Origin of the sequence: Kitasatospora sp. NPDC059646, assembly GCF_042734615.1 — a bacterium.
Lineage (GTDB): Bacteria > Actinomycetota > Actinomycetes > Streptomycetales > Streptomycetaceae > Kitasatospora.
In genome coordinates this window covers 73,359-88,255 of sequence record NZ_JBHWDS010000007.1, presented here as the reverse complement: position 1 = coordinate 88,255, position 14,897 = coordinate 73,359, and the positions used below count along the sequence as shown (strand labels likewise).

The window sequence follows — 14,897 nt, the reverse complement described above, 5'->3', positions numbered from 1 at the left end:
CCGCCGGTGTGGGACCATGCCGCGTGGCCACGGTGATACAAGCCGACGAATCCCAGGAACCGCGCACCGTACAGCCCGCCCCGCGCGGCGGGCCCGCGGACCGGGTCCGGCACCCGGCCGCCCTGCTCCGGCTGGTGTCCGGACTGTGCTGGATCACCCTGGTGCTGCTGCTGGCGGGCTACGCCCGCTCCGCCGCGCTGGGCCTGGACACCGACGTCTCGCGCGGCACCGAACTGCTGCCCTGGCCGCCCGTCCAACTCGCCGCGGCACTGTGCGGCGCCGCGCTGCTGCTGGTCCCGCTGGGCTACGCCGTCGACCGGCTGCTGCACGCCGACGGCCGCCGGGTCGCCGACGGCGTCCTCGCCGCCGTCCTCGCGTACGGCCTCTCGCTCGCGCTGGACCTGCTGGCCGGCGACCTGACCACGCTCACCCACCCGCTGCCCGGCGGCGGCCGCACCGACCCGGTGTACGGGCACCTCGCCCCGGTGGTGGCGTTCATGACCGCGATCGGCACCGCCGGGATGCGCCGCTGGCGCACCGCGCTGGCCGTCGCCCTGACGCTGTCCGGCCTGTCCGGGCTGATCACCGGGTACGCCACCCCGCTGTCCCTGGTGCTGTCGCTGCTGCTCGGCTGGACCACCGCGCACGCCACCCGGTACGCCGTCGGCGAGCCGGTCGGCACGCCCACCGAGGGCCAGATCGGCGCCGCGCTGGCCGCCTGCGGGGTGCGCACCGACGCCGTCCTCGCGGTCGGGCCGACCCGCTACCTGGTCACCCAGCACGGCGGCCGCCCCGACCTGGACGTCCACCTGCTCGACCGGCACGTGCAGGCCAGCGGGCTGCTCGGCCACCTGTGGCTGGCGCTCCGGCTGCGCACCGCGCCCCGCCCGCTGGGCCTTCGCCCGCTGCGCGCCGGACTGGAGCACCAGACCCTGCTCGGCCACGCCGCGGCCGCCGCGGGCGCGCGCACCCGGGCCCCGGTCGCCGCCGTCGAGCTGAGCCCGGACGCCGCGCTCGTCGCCTACCACCGGATCGACGCCCGGCCGTTCGCCGAGCTGTTCGGCGAGTGCGACCGCTCGGACGAAGCGCCGGGGCGGTCCGCCGAACCCGCCCCGACCGACGCGGAACTGCGCGACGCCTGGCAGCAGTTGGCGCTACTGCAGCGCCGCCGGATCGCGCACCGCTCGCTCTCCCCGCAGACCGTGCTGCTGGACGCCGAGGGCCGGGTGCACCTGGTCGGCCTGGCCCGCGGCGAGATCGCCGCGAGCGACCTGCTGCTGCGCCTGGACGTCGCGGGGATGCTCGCCGTCCTCGCCGTGCACGCCGGGCCGGAGCGGGCGGTGCGGGCCGCGATCGACGTACTGGGCCGGGGACCGGTCGGCGCGGCGCTGCCGCTGCTTCAGCCGATCGCGCTGGCCCGCGACACCCGCGCGGCGCTCGCCCGGCACAAGGAGCTGGCCGGCGAGCTGCGCGCCGAGGTGCAGCGGCAGATGCCGCAGGCCACCGCCGAACCCGTCCGGCTGGAGCGGCTCAGCCCGCGCACCCTGCTCACCGGCGCCGCCGCGATCGCGGTCGGGTACGCGCTGCTGCAGTTCCTGTTCACCACCGACGTCAACCCGGTGGTGCTGGTCGCCGGCGCCGACCCGCTGTGGCTGGCCGGTGCGGTGTTCTGGGCCGCGGTCAGCTATCCGGTGGCGACTTTCGCGTTCAGCGGCTTCGTTCCCGAGAAGCTGTCGTTCCGGGCCACGCTGGCCGCCCAGACGGCCGGCTCCTTCGTCAAGGTGGTCGCGCCCGGCGGCGTCGGCGGCCTCGCCCTGAACACCCGGTACCTGCAGTGCGCCGGCATCCCCACCGCGCAGGCGATGTCCAGCATCGGCGTCAGCCAGTTGTTCGGCCTGGTGCTGCACATGCTGCAGCTGGCCGTGTTCAGCGCGCTGGTCGGGGTGGACAGCGGCGGACCCGACGCCGAGTCCTCGCTGCCCAGCGGCTGGGTGCTGTGGCTGGCCGGTGCGGCCGCCGCCGCCGTCGCGCTGTCCGTGGCCGCGGTGCCGTCGCTGCGGCGGCGCGCCCAGACCCTGCTGCGGCCGCTGCGCGCCGAGGTGCTGCCGCGGCTGCTCGACCTGGCCCAGCAGCCCGGGCGGCTGGCCACCGGCGTGGCCGGTCAGCTGCTGGTGTCGATGTGCTTCGTGGTCTGCCTGTACTGCTGCACCCGTGCGGTCGGCGAGCACCCGGGCTTCAACGCCGTCGCGGTGAGCTTCCTGGCCGGCAACGCGGCCGGCAACGTGGTGCCGACGCCGGGCGGCATCGGCGGGGTGGAGGGCCTGACCGCGGGCATGCTGACGACGACCGCGGGCACGAGCCCCGGCACCGCGTTGGCCGCCGTACTGCTGTACCGGCTGCTGACCTTCGTCCTTCCGGTGCTTCCGGGCTGGGCCGCCTTCAGCTGGCTGAAGCGCCGCCGGGCGATCTGACCGCCGCGGGGTCAGTCCCCGCGGTGGTCCTCGTCGTCCGTCGCGACCTCCCGGACCTGCTCCACCGCGTCGCCCTCGTCGGCCGGCGCCGCGCCCAGCTCGCGCTGACGCCGCAGCACCTCCAGGTCGTCCACCTCCGGCTCCACCGCCTCCCGCTCCTCCTCGACCCCTTCCAGCGTCGGGATCGGCTCGTCGTCGTCCTCGGGATACTCCGGGTTCTCCGCATTCAGGCGCATACCGCCAGTATCCGGCGCAACCCCCCGGAATCGGAACCTTTCGAACGGCGGGTCTCGCATCCGGGCTCGTACGGTGGTGGACGGGGCCGACCGGCGGAGGGTGAGCGGGATGTTGGTGGCGGAGGTGGCCGGGGCGTCGGCGCGGCTGGCGGGAACGGCGGCCCGCACCGAGAAGGTGCGGGTGCTCGCCGAGCTGTTCGGACGGGTGTCGGCCGAGGAGGCGCCGCTGGTGGTGGCCTACCTGGCGGGGCGGCTTCCGCAGCGCAAGGTGGGCGTGGGGTGGCAGACGCTGCGCGAGCACCCCGCGGCCGCTGCCGGCGCGACGCTGGAGGTGCTGGAGCTGGACCGCCGGCTGTCCGCGCTGGCGGCCCTCGCCGGGCCCGGTTCGCAGCGCGAACGCAAGCGCCTGGTGGACGAGTTGATGGGACTGGCCACCGCGCAGGAACAGCGCTTCCTGCTCGGGCTGCTCTCCGGCGAGCTGCGGCAGGGCGCGCTCGACGCGGTCGCGGTGGAGGGCCTGGCGGCGGCCGTCGGCGCTCCGGCGGAGGCGGTCCGCCGGGCGCTCATGCTGTCGGGCGAACTCGGGCCGCTGGCCGGCCGGCTGGTCGCCGAGGGCCCGGCCGCGCTGGACGCCTGGCGGCTGACCGTCGGCCGCCCGGTGCAGCCGATGCTGGCGCAGAGCGCGAAGGACGTGGACGAGGCCCTGGACCGGCTCGGCCCGTGCGCGGTGGAGGAGAAGCTGGACGGGGTGCGGATCCAGGTGCACCGGGACGGCGACGAGGTGCGCGTCTACACCCGGACGCTCGCCGAGATCACCGCGCGACTGCCCGAAGTGGTCGCCCTGGTCAGAGAGTTGCCGCAGACCCGGCTGGTCCTGGACGGCGAGGTGCTGGCGCTCGACGAGCACGGGCTGCCGCGGCCGTTCCAGCAGACCTCCGGCCGGGTCGGCTCGCACGCCGGGTCCGACGGGCCCGGCAGGGTCCCGCTGTCCGCCGTCTTCTTCGACCTGCTGCTGACCGGCGACCGCGACCTGCTGGACGCGCCCGCCGCCGAACGGCACGCCGAACTGGCCGCCCTGGTGCCGGAGCCCGCCCGGGTCCGGCAGCTGCGGGTGGACGACCCGGCCGACCCCGAACAGCGGCGGCTGGCCCGCGAGTTCACCCGCGCGGCGACCGCCGAGCACCGGCACGAGGGGGTGGTGGTGAAGTCGCTGGCCGCCCCGTACAGCGCGGGCCGGCGCGGCTCGTCCTGGCTGAAGGTGAAGCCCGTGCACACCCTGGACCTGGTGGTGCTGGCCGCCGAGTGGGGGCACGGGCGCCGCTCCGGGCGGCTGTCCAACCTGCACCTGGGGGCCCGGCGCGCGGACGGCACGTTCGCGATGCTCGGCAAGACCTTCAAGGGCCTGACCGACAGCCTGCTGGAGTGGCAGACGGCCCGGCTGCGGGAACTCGCGGTCGGCGAGGAGCCGTGGGGCGTGGTGGTGCGGCCCGAACTGGTGGTGGAGATCGCCTTCGACGGCGTCCAGCGCTCCAGCCGCTACCCGGACGGGGTGACGCTGCGCTTCGCCCGGGTGCTGCGCTACCGGGAGGACAAGCGCGCCGACGAGGCGGACACCGTGGAGTCCGTCGCGGCACTGCTCGACTGACCCTCAACTCCTGGCAGCTGCCCGTCGGTTGGCGGCCGGGACGACCAGCGGGGTGCCGGTCTCCGGGTCCGGGATCACCCGGCAGGGCAGCCGGAACACCTGCTCGACCAGCTCGGCGGTGACCACCTCCTGCGGCGGGCCGGCGGCGACCAGCCGACCGTCCCGCAGCGCGACCAGGTGGGTGGCGTAGCGGGCGGCCTGGTTCAGGTCGTGCAGCACGGCGACCAGGGTGCGGCCCTGCTCCCGGTGCAGGCGGGCGCACAGGTCGAGGACCTCGATCTGGTGCGCGATGTCCAGGTAGGTGGTGGGCTCGTCGAGCAGCAGCAGCGGCGTCTGCTGGGCGAGCGCCATGGCGATCCACACCCGCTGCCGCTGACCGCCGGACAGCTCGTCCACCGGCCGCTCCGCCAGCTCCGCGACGCCGGTGTCGGCCATCGCCTCCGCCACCACCCGCTCGTCCTCGGCCGACCACTGCCGCAGCACGCCCTGGTGCGGGTAGCGGCCGCGGGAGACCAGTTCGGCGACGGTGATGCCGTCCGGCGCGATCGACGACTGCGGCAGCAGCCCGAGCGTCCGGGCCACCTGCTTGGCGGGCAGTGTGGCGATCGACTGCCCGTCCAGCAGCACCTGACCGGCCGTCGGCCTGAGCGTCCGCGCCAGCGCCCGCAGCAGGGTGGACTTGCCGCAGGCGTTCGGCCCGACCACCACGGTGAACGAGTGGTCGGGGATGTCGACGCTCAGGCCTTCGGCGATGACGCGCTTCTCGTACCCGAGGGTCAGCTCACGACCGGCCAGGCGGGGCTCGGACTGGGCCATGGGAAGGCTCCGTTCAGGACGGGGACGGACGGACGGCGGCACCGGGAAAGCGCGTTCTCACAGGTGCCCGGCGCGGCGCCGGGCGGCGAGCAGCCAGAGCAGGTGGCCGCCGCCGAGCACGCCGGTGACCACGCCGACCGGCAACTGGTGGCCGGCGACGAGGTGCTGCGCGGCGAAGTCGGCCGTGACCAGCAGGGCGGCGCCGGTGCACGCGGAGGCCGCCAGGTTGGGGCCGGGCGCGCCGGTGACCCGGCGGGCCAGCTGAGGGGCCGTCAGGGCGACGAAGTTGACCGGTCCGGCGGCGGCCGCGGCGAGTGCGGCGAGCAGCACGGCCGCGCCGAGCAGTGCGAGCCGCAGCCGCTCGGGGCGCACCCCGAGGCCGGCCGCCGCGTCGTCGCCGAGCTCCAGGGCGCGCAGCGCGGGGCCGCAGCCGAGCACCACCAGCGGGAGGAGCACGGCGAGCGCGACGGCGAGCGGCCACACCTGCTCCCAGCCGCGGCCGTCGAGGCTGCCGGTGAGCCAGAGCACCGCGCGGGCGGCGTCCATGAGTTGGGTGCGGGTCAGCAGGTAGCCGTTGACGCCGGTGAGGATCGCCGCGGTGCCGATGCCGACCAGGACCAGTCGCGCCCCCTGGAGGCCGCCGCGCCGGGCCAGCGCGTGGATCGCCGCGCCGGTGAGCAGTCCGCCGGCCACCGCGCCGCCGGCCAGCGCCCGGCTGCTGCCGCCGGCCACCACGACGAGCAGCGCGCCGGTGGACGCGCCCTGGGTGAAACCGAGGACGTCGGGGCTGCCGAGCGGGTTGCGCACCAGGGTCTGGAACAGCGCCCCGGCGAGCGCCAGGGCCGCGCCGACCAGCAGCGCGGTGGCGACCCGCGGCAGCCGCAGCCGGTTGACGACGAAGTCCTCGGCGGGGCTGCCGCCGCCGGCCAGGGCGCGCATCACGTCGGCGGGGGCGATCGGGTAGTCGCCGTGCCCGAGGGCGAGCACCGCGACCAGCAGCGCCACCAGCAGCGCCCCGCCGCAGGCGGCCAGCGCCCGGGGCCGGTAGCGCACCGAGCAGCCGGCGATCCGCAGCGTCCTCGGGGGCCTCGAACGGGAGAGTGTGCTCATGCCCGGGCCTTCCCCCGTCGCGCGAAGTACAGGAAGAACGGCCCGCCGAGGACGGCCGTGACGATGCCGACCTGGAGTTCGCCGGGGCGTCCCAGCACCCGGCCGAGCACGTCGGCGCCGAGCAGCAGCACGGGCGCGAGCACCGCGCAGTACGGGAGCAGCCGGCGCAGGTCGGGGCCGGTGAGGGCGCGGACCAGGTGAGGGACCATCAGGCCGACGAAGACGATCGGCCCGCAGGCGGCGGTGGCCGCGCCGCACAGCAGCGTGACGGCGACGATCGCCGCGGCCCGGACCGCGCCGGGCCGGGCGCCGAGCGCGCGGGCCGCGTCGTCGCCGAGGGCGAGCGCGTTCAGCGGCCGGGCGAGGCCGAGGGCGAGCCCCGCGCCGACGGCGACGAACGGCAGCATGCCGAGCACCGTGGAGGGCTGCGCGCCGGCGAGTGAACCGACCGTCCAGAAGCGCATCCGGTCGAGCGAGGCGGTGTCCAGCAGCATCACGGTGCTGACGTACGAGTACAGGGTGGCGTTGAGTGCGGCGCCGGCCAGGGCGAGCCGGGCGGGGGTGGCTCCGCGCCCGCCGCCGACGGCGTAGACCAGGACGGCGACGGCGGCCGCGCCGGCCAGGGCGCACCAGACGTAGCCGGAGAAGGAACTGACGCCGAGGAAGGCCGCGGCGGTGGCGACCGCGGCGGAGGCTCCGGCGTTGATGCCGAGCAGTCCGGGGTCGGCCAGCGGGTTGCGGGTGAGGGCCTGCATGACGCCGCCGGCGAGGCCGAGGGCGGTGCCGGCGAGCAGGCCGAGCAGGGTGCGCGGCAGGCGCATCTCGTGGACGGCGGTCCAGCCGGGGGCGTTCGGGTCGACCAGCCCGCGCCAGACCTCGGCGGGGCTCAACTCCCGTGCGCCGAGCCCGAGGCTGAGCACCAGGACGGCGAGCAGCACGAGCAGCCCGGCGGCCAGGCCGAGGGCGTGCGGGGAGCGGCGGCGGGCGGCGGAGGGGCCGGGCGGCGGGAGGGAGCGGGCGGTGCTCAAGGGTGCTCCGGATCGGTCGGGGACTGTCGGTGCCGGACCCCCTGGTGGAGCCCAACCCACAGAAACTTAGGTTAGGTTAACCTACCTAAAGCTTGCCGCTGCGGCCGGTCCCGCCCCCTGCGCGCTGCCCGGACCGCACCTAACTCCCCCGCACCGAACCGAGGTACCGCCATGCCGACTTCCTTCCGCCCGACCCGTCGCGGTCTGCTCGCCGCCGGTGGCGCCACCGCCCTCGGCGCGGTGCTCGCCGCCTGCGGCTCCTCCGGCGACCAGGCCGCCGGCAAGACGTCCGACGGCGCGAACTCCGGCACGGGCAATGGCTCCTGGAGCTACACCGACGACCGCGGCCGGACCGTCACCGCCAAGTCCGCCCCGACCCGGGTGGTGGCCTTCACCGGCGCGGCCGCCGCCCTCGCCGACTTCGGCCTGGACAAGCAGCTGGTCGGCGTCTTCGGCGAGACCAGGGCCGCCGACGGCAAGCCCGACCCGCAGGCCGGCAGCCTGGACGTCGACCGGGTCGAGGTCATCGGCAACGCCTGGGGCGAGTTCTCCATCGAGAAGTACGCGGCACTGCGCCCCGACCTGCTGGTGACCCACATGTACGACCCGGACGCGTACTGGTACGTGCCGGACGAGTCCAAGGACAAGATCCTGCAGCTGGCCCCGGCGGTGCTGACCTCCACCGGCCGGGTGTCGATCCGTCAGCCGATCGAGCACTACGCCAAGCTCGCCGAGGCGCTCGGCGCGGACCTGAAGGCGCCGAAGGTCGTCGACGCCAGGACCCGCTTCGAGCAGGCCTCCGAGGCGCTGCGGCAGGCCGTCAGGGCTGCCGGCGGAATCAAGGTGATGGCCTGCTCGGGCAGCACCGACCTGTTCTACGTCTCCAACCCGAAGGTCTCCTGCGACCTGATCTGGTTCGCCGAGCTGGGCGTGGACTTCGTGCAGCCGGAGAAGACCGACGGCGGCGACTACTACGAGGGCCTGAGCTGGGAGAACGCCGGCAAGTACCACGCGGACGTCCTGCTGCTCGACCAGCGCTCCACCGCCCTCCAGCCCAAGGACCTGGCCGCCAAGCCCGCCTGGGGCCGGCTGCCCGCGGTGCAGGCCGGGCAGATCACCCCGTGGGACGCGGTGCCGCGGTTCTCCTACGCCGGGTTCGCCCCGCTGCTGGAGCGCCTGACCGCGGCCGTCCAGAAGTCCCGCAAGCTGAGCTGAGAGGCAGTCGGATGGCCGACCGGGCCCAGGAGTACGCATTCTTCCCCGCGCAGGTGGTGCACACCCGCCGGCTCGGCCCGACCATGCTGCGGGTCACCTTCGGCGGCGCCGGCCTGGCGGGCTTCGCGAGCGGCGGGCGCGACCAGTCGTTCTCGCTGTTCCTGCCGCACCCGGGCCAGACCGAACCGCTGCTCCCGTACCGGGAGGGCGAGGGCTGGTTCGCGGCCTGGCGGGCGCTGCCCGCGGCCGAGCGGGCCGTGATGCGCTCGTACACCGTTCGCGCGCAGCGCACCGAACCGCCGCAGGTGGACGTGGACTTCGCGCTGCACGGCACCGACCCGGCCGACCCGGCCCCGGCCGGCCCGGCGGCCCGCTGGGCGGCGGACGCGGCACCCGGCGACCGGGTGGTGCTGCTCGGCCCGGCCGTCGCCGACAACCGTTCGGTGGGCTTCCGCCCGCCGGAGGGCACCGGCACCGTGCTGCTGCTGGCCGACGAGACGGCCCTGCCGGCGGTCGGCGGCATCCTGGAGTGGCTGCCGGCCGGCGCCCGGGCGCTGGTGTGGATCGAGGTCCCGGCCGCGGCCGACATCCAGGACCTGGCCAGTGCCGGCGAGGTGGACGTGACCTGGCTGGTGCGCGAACCGGGCCGACCGTCCGGCCTGCCGGCGGCCCTCCGGGAGGCGGAGCTTCCGGACGGCGCCGCCTACGCCTGGATCGCCGGCGAGGCCGGCACCGTCAAGGAGCTGCGCCGCCACCTGGTCCGCGAACGGGGGCTGGACCGGCGCGCGGTGTGCTTCTCCGGCTACTGGCGGCGCGGCGCGTCCGAGGACCGGCTGCGCGAGGAGGCGTACGACGGCGGGTGACTCGGGCGGCGCGCCCTGACGGCCCGTGACATGCGGCGACACCGCCCCTTAATGCCCCCTCAGTGTTCTTGCAAAAGAGTTGCAATAGGGTGGCTCTCGCAACGGATCATCCGTCGACCGAGAGGGGCTGCTCACCCATGGGTGCCTACACGCTGCCTGACCTGCCCTACGACTACTCCGCCCTGGAGCGGGCGATGTCCGCCGAAATCCTGGAACTCCACCACTCCAAGCACCACCAGGCGTACGTCAACGGCGCCAACCTGACGCTGGAACAGCTCGCCGAGGCCCGCGACAAGGAGCAGTTCGGCTCGCTGGTCGGCCTGCAGAAGACCCTCGCCTTCAACCTGTCCGGCCACGTCCTGCACTCGCTGTTCTGGCAGAACCTCTCCCCCGAGGGCGGCGACCGCCCGGACGGCGCGCTCGCCGACGCCATCACCGAGCACTTCGGCAGCTTCGAGGCGTTCAAGCAGCAACTCACCACCGCCACCGTCGGCGTCCAGGGCTCCGGCTGGGGCATCCTCTCCTGGGAGCCGCTCGGCAAGCGCCTGATCGTCGAGCAGGTCTACGACCACCACGGCAACGTCGGCCAGGGCACCGTCCCGCTGCTGGCCTTCGACGCCTGGGAGCACGCCTACTACCTGCAGTACAAGAACGTCCGCCCCGACTACGTCACCCGGCTCTGGGACGTCGTCAACTGGCAGGACGTCACCACCCGCTTCACCACCGCCACTTCCGCCTGACGGCACCCGGCCGCCGGGGCCCCGCCGCACCGGCGGGCCCCGGCGGCCGCCCGCACGGGGACCGATACCGTTGGCCCCATGGACGCGGCGCAGGAGTTCGAGACCCACCGGCGGCGACTGTTCTCCCTGGCGTACCGGATGCTCGGCTCCGCCGCCGAGGCCGAGGACGCCGTCCAGGACGCCTACCTGCGCTGGCACGGGGCGCAGCCGGGGCAGATCGCGGCCCCTGCGGCGTGGCTGAACAAGGTGCTCACCAACCTGTGCCTCAACCGCCTCACCTCCGCCCGGGCCCGCCGCGAGGAGTACCCGGGCACCTGGCTGCCCGAACCGGTCGCCACCGGCGACGGCGCCCTCGGACCGATGGAGCACGCCGAACAGCGCGAGGCGGTGTCCTTCGCGGTCCTCACCCTGATGGAGCGGCTCACCCCGCCCGAGCGGGCAGCGGTCGTGCTGCGCGACGCGTTCGGCTACAGCCACCGCGAGATCGCCGGCGTCCTGGACTGCACCGAGGCCGCCGCCCGCCAGCTCTACCACCGCGGCCACCGGCACCTGAGCGACGACACCCCGCAGCCCGCCCCCGACCCGGCCCAGAACGCGGCGCTGCTGGAACGCTTCCTGTCCGCCGCGGCCGACGGCGCCCTCGACCGGCTCGAACAGCTCCTCGCCGAACAGGTCGTGGTGTGGGCGGACGGCGGCGGCAAGGTCCGCGCCGCGCTGCGGCCGGTGATCGGCCGCGACAACGCCACCCGCTTCCTCGCCGGACTGTTCGCCCGCTTCACCGGCGGCGTCCGGTTCTCCGTCGCCGAGGCCAACGGGCTGCCGGCGGTGCTCGGCTGGGAGGGCGAGCGGCTCACCTCGCTGGGCGCGATCGACACCGGCCCGGACGGCGTCACCACCGTCCGGATCCTGCGCAACCCCGACAAGCTCGCCCACTACGCGGCCCGCCACCGGCCGCCTGCGCCGCCGCTGCCCGATCCCCGGCCCTCCCCCCTGCCCCTGTCACAGAACGGCTGACCGCCCGGTTCCTTCCTGTGCAGACCCTGCTCAGGCGCTCTCCGGAAGGAATCCCATGAACGACCGCACCCTGCTGGTGACCGGCGCGACCGGCGTACTCGGCCGCGAAGTCCTGCGCCGGGCGCACGAAACCGGCTGCACCGTCCGCGCCCTGACCCGCCGCACCACCCCGCCCGACGTCCCCGGCGCGGCCGGCACCGACTGGCGCACCGGCGACCTGGCCGCCAACACCGGCCTGGACGCCGCCGTGATCGGCGTCGACACCGTGATCCACTGCGCCAGCGACCCCAAGCGGCCCAAGAACGACCCGCCGGCCCTCCGCCACCTACTGGCCGCGGCCCGCCGGGCCGGCGTCCGACACGTCGTCAACATCTCCATCGTCGGGGTCGACCAGGTCCCGCTGCGCTACTACCGGACCAAGCTGGAGTGCGAGGAAACGCTCGCCGCGTCCGGCCTCGGCTGGACCAACCTCCGGGCCACCCAGTTCCCCCAACTGCTCGACGGCATGCTCACCGCCCTCGCCCGCCTGCCCGTCGTCCCGATGCTCGCCGGCACCCCCGTCCAGCCCGTCCACCCCACCGAGGTCGCCGACCGCCTGGTCACCCTCGCCCTCGGTCAACCCGCCGGCCACGCACCGGACTTCGGCGGCCCGGAGATCCACCCGGCCACCCACCTCGCCACCACCTGGCTCCGCACCACCCACCGCCGGCCCCGCCGCGTCCTCCCCCTCCACCTCCCCGGCCGCCTCGGCACCGCCCTCCGCCACGGCCACCTCACCACCCCCGCCCACCCCGACGGCACCACCACCTGGGCCGCCTACCTCGCCGACCGCACCGCCTGACCCCCAAAACCCGAAAGGGCCCGGATCGGAAACTCTCCGATCCAGGCCCTCTCCCTACTGAGCCGCCTGCGGGATTCGAACCCGCGACCTACGCATTACGAGCCCGAGAGTGATCATGATGGCTACTGCCAGCATCGATCACCTGGTGACGTTTCCGCAGGTCAGAACGTTGCGCCGTGATCCACGATCCCGCCCGAACCGGCACGTGCTGCCCCGTCCGCTCACGCATCGCTCACGCGCAGGCCTGTTAGCGGCCAAGATCATCTCCCCGTGGACGGCCAGCTCCTCCCCACTGGCGGCCCCTGCTGGCGGCCACTTACGCTCCCCACCAGCGGACCGCCGACTACGGCCCGTGACCCGCTCGACCGACGCCGTTTCGTCTGAGCGGGCCGCTGCCGAGTGATCGTGTGCTCCAGGGCCGACCGCGAGAACGGAGGCGAGACATGGCGGAGGAAGCCGGGGCAGACCCCTGGCCGCTCGTGGTCCGGGTGGCCGGCGGGCGGGTCAACCATCTGGCCCGTCGGCGGCTGTCCCGGGCAGGGCAGCCTACTCAGTGGCTCGACCTGGCCTGCGGTGGCAGCTGCCTGGCCGGCGCGATGGACAACAGCCTGCGGGAGGCCAAGTGCGCACGGTGCGCTGACCGTGCGGGGAGGGACCGTGATCCCGAGAGGTGGCGATCTGCTGCTGCCAATCGCCGTACTCAGCTGGCGGTAGACCGCGGCCAGCACCCGCTGCCGTTCCCGGTGTGACTACGAGGCGGACACCTGGACGGCCGGACCCCGGGGCCGACCTGAGTAGCCCCGAGTCCCTCCATGAGCACCAAGAGGCACACGCCGGTATTCATCACTGAATGTAGCGGCCGGCGCGGCCAGATGACTCCCCGTCAAGTGGCCGTCCTCGGGGGAATCCAACTGGCCGCTGACACAGGCCCAGGTCCAGGCCGGTCGCTCTCTCTGAAGGTGGCGCGCCAAACCTCGCGCCATCCGAGCGTGCCCACTACCTTGGGCCGCTCCCTCCGAAACCGACCGCCCCAGCATCAAGCGGTCTAGGTCAGCGGGAAACCTCCACCAACCGGGTGGTTACTGACTTCGGCTCGTCAGGGTGAGGGTGGGGTGTCGAGGGTCAGGCCGGTGCCGGCTATGAAGCCGTCGAGGGTGTCAGGGCGGTACTGCAGGCGTTTGAGTCGGTTGCGGACAAGGGCTTCGAGTCGGTCGAGGGCCATGACGGCCAGGTTGGCGAGGCTGTGCTTGACGTGTGCCCAGACCCACTCGACGGGGTTGAGGTCGGGTGAGTAGGCGGGCAGCAGGAACACCGTCAGCCAGGCGCGCTGGTCGACCAACTCGCGCATGGCGCGGGAGACATGGGTGTTCAGGCGGTCCCAGACCAGCACGATCGGCGCCTTGACGAGTTGGTGGACGCCGTCGACCAAGGCGATGAAGTCGCGTTCGCCCATGCTGCGGCGCGTGCCCTTGCCCGCGTGGTGGGTGACCGGGTGGTGGCACAGCCGGGTGCGGGAGCCGGGTCGCACCGCGATCAGCCCGGCCACCGACAAACGTCCCGAGCGGCGCCCGCTGACGGTCACGACTGGAGTGCGGCCCCGTCGGCCCCAGGTGCGTCCCCTGGGCGGTCGGCGGGTGAAGCCTGCCTCGTCCTCGAAGCAGATGTATCCCCCGCAGGCCGCCCGGACTCTTTTACCTCCGCCCAGGTCACCTCCTTCCACGCGGCGACGGCCAGCTCGTCGCGCTCGGCCACCCGGCGCGCGGGGACCTGCGGGCTGAAGCCGAGCCGGTGCATCAGCCGCGTCGCCCCGGACACGCTGTAGGTGACGTGGAACTTCCGCCCGATCAGCGTGACCACCCGCGAGGCCGTCCACACCTGGTCCTCCACCCAGCCGTGCGCGGCCGGACCCTCGTCCAGATACGCGGCGAGCTTGGCCAGACAGCGCGGCGACAGGCGGCACCGCGACCCGGCCGGGCCGCGCGATGCCAGCGCCTCGATCCCACCATCACGCCACAACTGGTGCCACTGGTAGGCCGACTTCGAACTCACCCGCAGGCGCCGGGCCACCTCCGCCGGCTTGACCTCCTGTTCGAACAACTCGGCCGCCTGCACCCGCACCGACTCCCGACGCAGCCGTCCCGCGGCGGTCAGCCCGCCCCCATCCGCATATCTCACACACCACCGGTACAGCCACCGCTTCAGACCCGTCAGGCGCTTCACACACATTCACCCTGACGCGCCGAAGTCAGTAGCGCTTCGACGGCCCCGCCAAGAGGCTTCTGAGGGCAGTGCAACCGCGTATCGGCCGACACGAGGCTCGCGGATCAGTCCGCCACCTACCCAGCGGTTCAGCGGCGAGCCAGCGGGAACGGGCCGCCGCCGGGATGGGCCTGGATCTGGGCGGCGAGCTTTGTGACGCAAGAGGGAGCAGCCATAGGCCAATCATGATTCCAGGCACCGACAGGCCAAGGGGAATCGAAAAATTCACCTCTTACTACTGCCGCCATAATTTACAAAGCCACTCCGAGGCGCTGGAAATAATGCGCCCGAATGAGCGGTCCATTGAATTTTTCTGGACCGCCAGGGAGCATGAGGCACCGGGCCCCGAGACGCGCCGATGTCGATGTTCAGTCAAACTGCGCGGCGTCCGACATGCCGGCTACCCAGCCCAAGCCGCGCTTAGCGCGCTGGAGTTCACCGCCGTACGGCCAACTTAGCGAGCCGTCCGCCCTCAGTCAACGAGTCCGGCATAGCGGTCAATGATGAACAAGGTACGCCTAGCAGATAAACTAGCCCTAAAGGATCAATATGAGAGAAATCGGCTTTCCGCTTGCATCATTTCGACTTGCGCCCCTAGCTTTCTCATGGCGCGGCCCGGATGGCAGAAGGGCCGCCGCCACCAGGCTCTAGGGCTTCTA

General features: G+C 73.9%; 13 protein-coding genes. 7 read left to right on the top strand and 6 right to left on the bottom strand.

Annotated elements, in window-relative coordinates; all coding sequences use genetic code 11:
• Positions 1 to 23 precede the first annotated feature (23 nt).
• The gene (locus ACFV1L_RS06885; RefSeq protein ID WP_380363565.1) at positions 24 to 2,471 is read left to right on the top strand and encodes a YbhN family protein; all 2,448 of its coding nucleotides are present in this window, start codon (positions 24 to 26) and stop codon (positions 2,469 to 2,471) included.
• An 11-nt stretch (positions 2,472 to 2,482) separates the two neighbouring features.
• On the opposite strand, the gene ACFV1L_RS06880 is transcribed toward ACFV1L_RS06885, so the two are convergent.
• Complete coding sequence (locus ACFV1L_RS06880) at positions 2,483 to 2,707, bottom strand: hypothetical protein (RefSeq protein ID WP_380363563.1); 225 nt, start codon at positions 2,705 to 2,707, stop codon at positions 2,483 to 2,485.
• Between the two features lie 109 nt (positions 2,708 to 2,816).
• On the opposite strand from ACFV1L_RS06880, the gene ACFV1L_RS06875 reads away from it, so the two are divergent.
• Positions 2,817 to 4,352 carry an ATP-dependent DNA ligase gene (locus ACFV1L_RS06875; RefSeq protein ID WP_380363562.1) on the top strand — a complete coding sequence of 512 codons (1,536 nt, stop codon included), beginning with the start codon at positions 2,817 to 2,819 and terminating at the stop codon, positions 4,350 to 4,352.
• A gap of 3 nt (positions 4,353 to 4,355) precedes the next feature.
• Here the strand turns inward: ACFV1L_RS06875 and ACFV1L_RS06870 are convergent, their stop codons facing one another.
• Genes ACFV1L_RS06870 through ACFV1L_RS06860 form a run of 3 tightly spaced genes read right to left on the bottom strand, consistent with a single transcriptional unit; the run spans position 4,356 to position 7,306 of the window.
• Positions 4,356 to 5,168 carry an ABC transporter ATP-binding protein gene (locus ACFV1L_RS06870; RefSeq protein WP_380363560.1) on the bottom strand — a complete coding sequence of 271 codons (813 nt, stop codon included), beginning with the start codon at positions 5,166 to 5,168 and terminating at the stop codon, positions 4,356 to 4,358.
• Between the two features lie 57 nt (positions 5,169 to 5,225).
• A complete protein-coding gene (locus ACFV1L_RS06865) occupies positions 5,226 to 6,278 on the bottom strand; it encodes a FecCD family ABC transporter permease (protein WP_380363559.1) in 1,053 nt (350 codons plus the stop codon).
• Positions 6,275 to 7,306: a FecCD family ABC transporter permease gene (locus tag ACFV1L_RS06860; protein WP_380363557.1), complete on the bottom strand. Its 1,032-nt coding sequence runs from the start codon at positions 7,304 to 7,306 to the stop codon at positions 6,275 to 6,277. The genes ACFV1L_RS06865 and ACFV1L_RS06860 overlap by 4 nt, the downstream gene beginning before the upstream one ends.
• Before the next feature lie 171 nt (positions 7,307 to 7,477).
• Between ACFV1L_RS06860 and ACFV1L_RS06855 the strand changes: the two genes are divergently transcribed.
• From ACFV1L_RS06855 to ACFV1L_RS06835, 5 genes are all read left to right on the top strand, one after another.
• The gene (locus ACFV1L_RS06855; protein ID WP_380363555.1) at positions 7,478 to 8,521 is read left to right on the top strand and encodes an ABC transporter substrate-binding protein; all 1,044 of its coding nucleotides are present in this window, start codon (positions 7,478 to 7,480) and stop codon (positions 8,519 to 8,521) included.
• Between the two features lie 11 nt (positions 8,522 to 8,532).
• Positions 8,533 to 9,384, top strand: a complete 852-nt coding sequence (locus ACFV1L_RS06850; RefSeq protein ID WP_380363554.1) for a siderophore-interacting protein — start codon at positions 8,533 to 8,535, stop codon at positions 9,382 to 9,384.
• A gap of 137 nt (positions 9,385 to 9,521) precedes the next feature.
• The gene (locus ACFV1L_RS06845) at positions 9,522 to 10,124 is read left to right on the top strand and encodes a superoxide dismutase (protein ID WP_380363552.1); all 603 of its coding nucleotides are present in this window, start codon (positions 9,522 to 9,524) and stop codon (positions 10,122 to 10,124) included.
• Positions 10,125 to 10,202: 78 nt separating this feature from the next.
• A complete protein-coding gene (gene sigJ, locus ACFV1L_RS06840; protein WP_380363550.1) occupies positions 10,203 to 11,138 on the top strand; it encodes an RNA polymerase sigma factor SigJ in 936 nt (311 codons plus the stop codon).
• A gap of 55 nt (positions 11,139 to 11,193) precedes the next feature.
• Complete coding sequence (locus ACFV1L_RS06835; RefSeq protein ID WP_380363548.1) at positions 11,194 to 11,979, top strand: SDR family oxidoreductase; 786 nt, start codon at positions 11,194 to 11,196, stop codon at positions 11,977 to 11,979.
• A 1,096-nt stretch (positions 11,980 to 13,075) separates the two neighbouring features.
• Here ACFV1L_RS06835 and ACFV1L_RS06830 read toward each other — a convergent pair.
• A complete protein-coding gene (locus tag ACFV1L_RS06830; protein ID WP_380363739.1) occupies positions 13,076 to 13,642 on the bottom strand; it encodes an IS630 family transposase in 567 nt (188 codons plus the stop codon).
• On the bottom strand, positions 13,558 to 14,097 hold the full coding sequence (locus tag ACFV1L_RS06825) for a winged helix-turn-helix domain-containing protein (protein WP_380363738.1): 540 nt from the start codon (positions 14,095 to 14,097) through the stop codon (positions 13,558 to 13,560). Before ACFV1L_RS06825 ends, ACFV1L_RS06830 begins: the two co-directional genes overlap by 85 nt.
• Between the last annotated feature and the right edge of the window lie 800 nt (positions 14,098 to 14,897).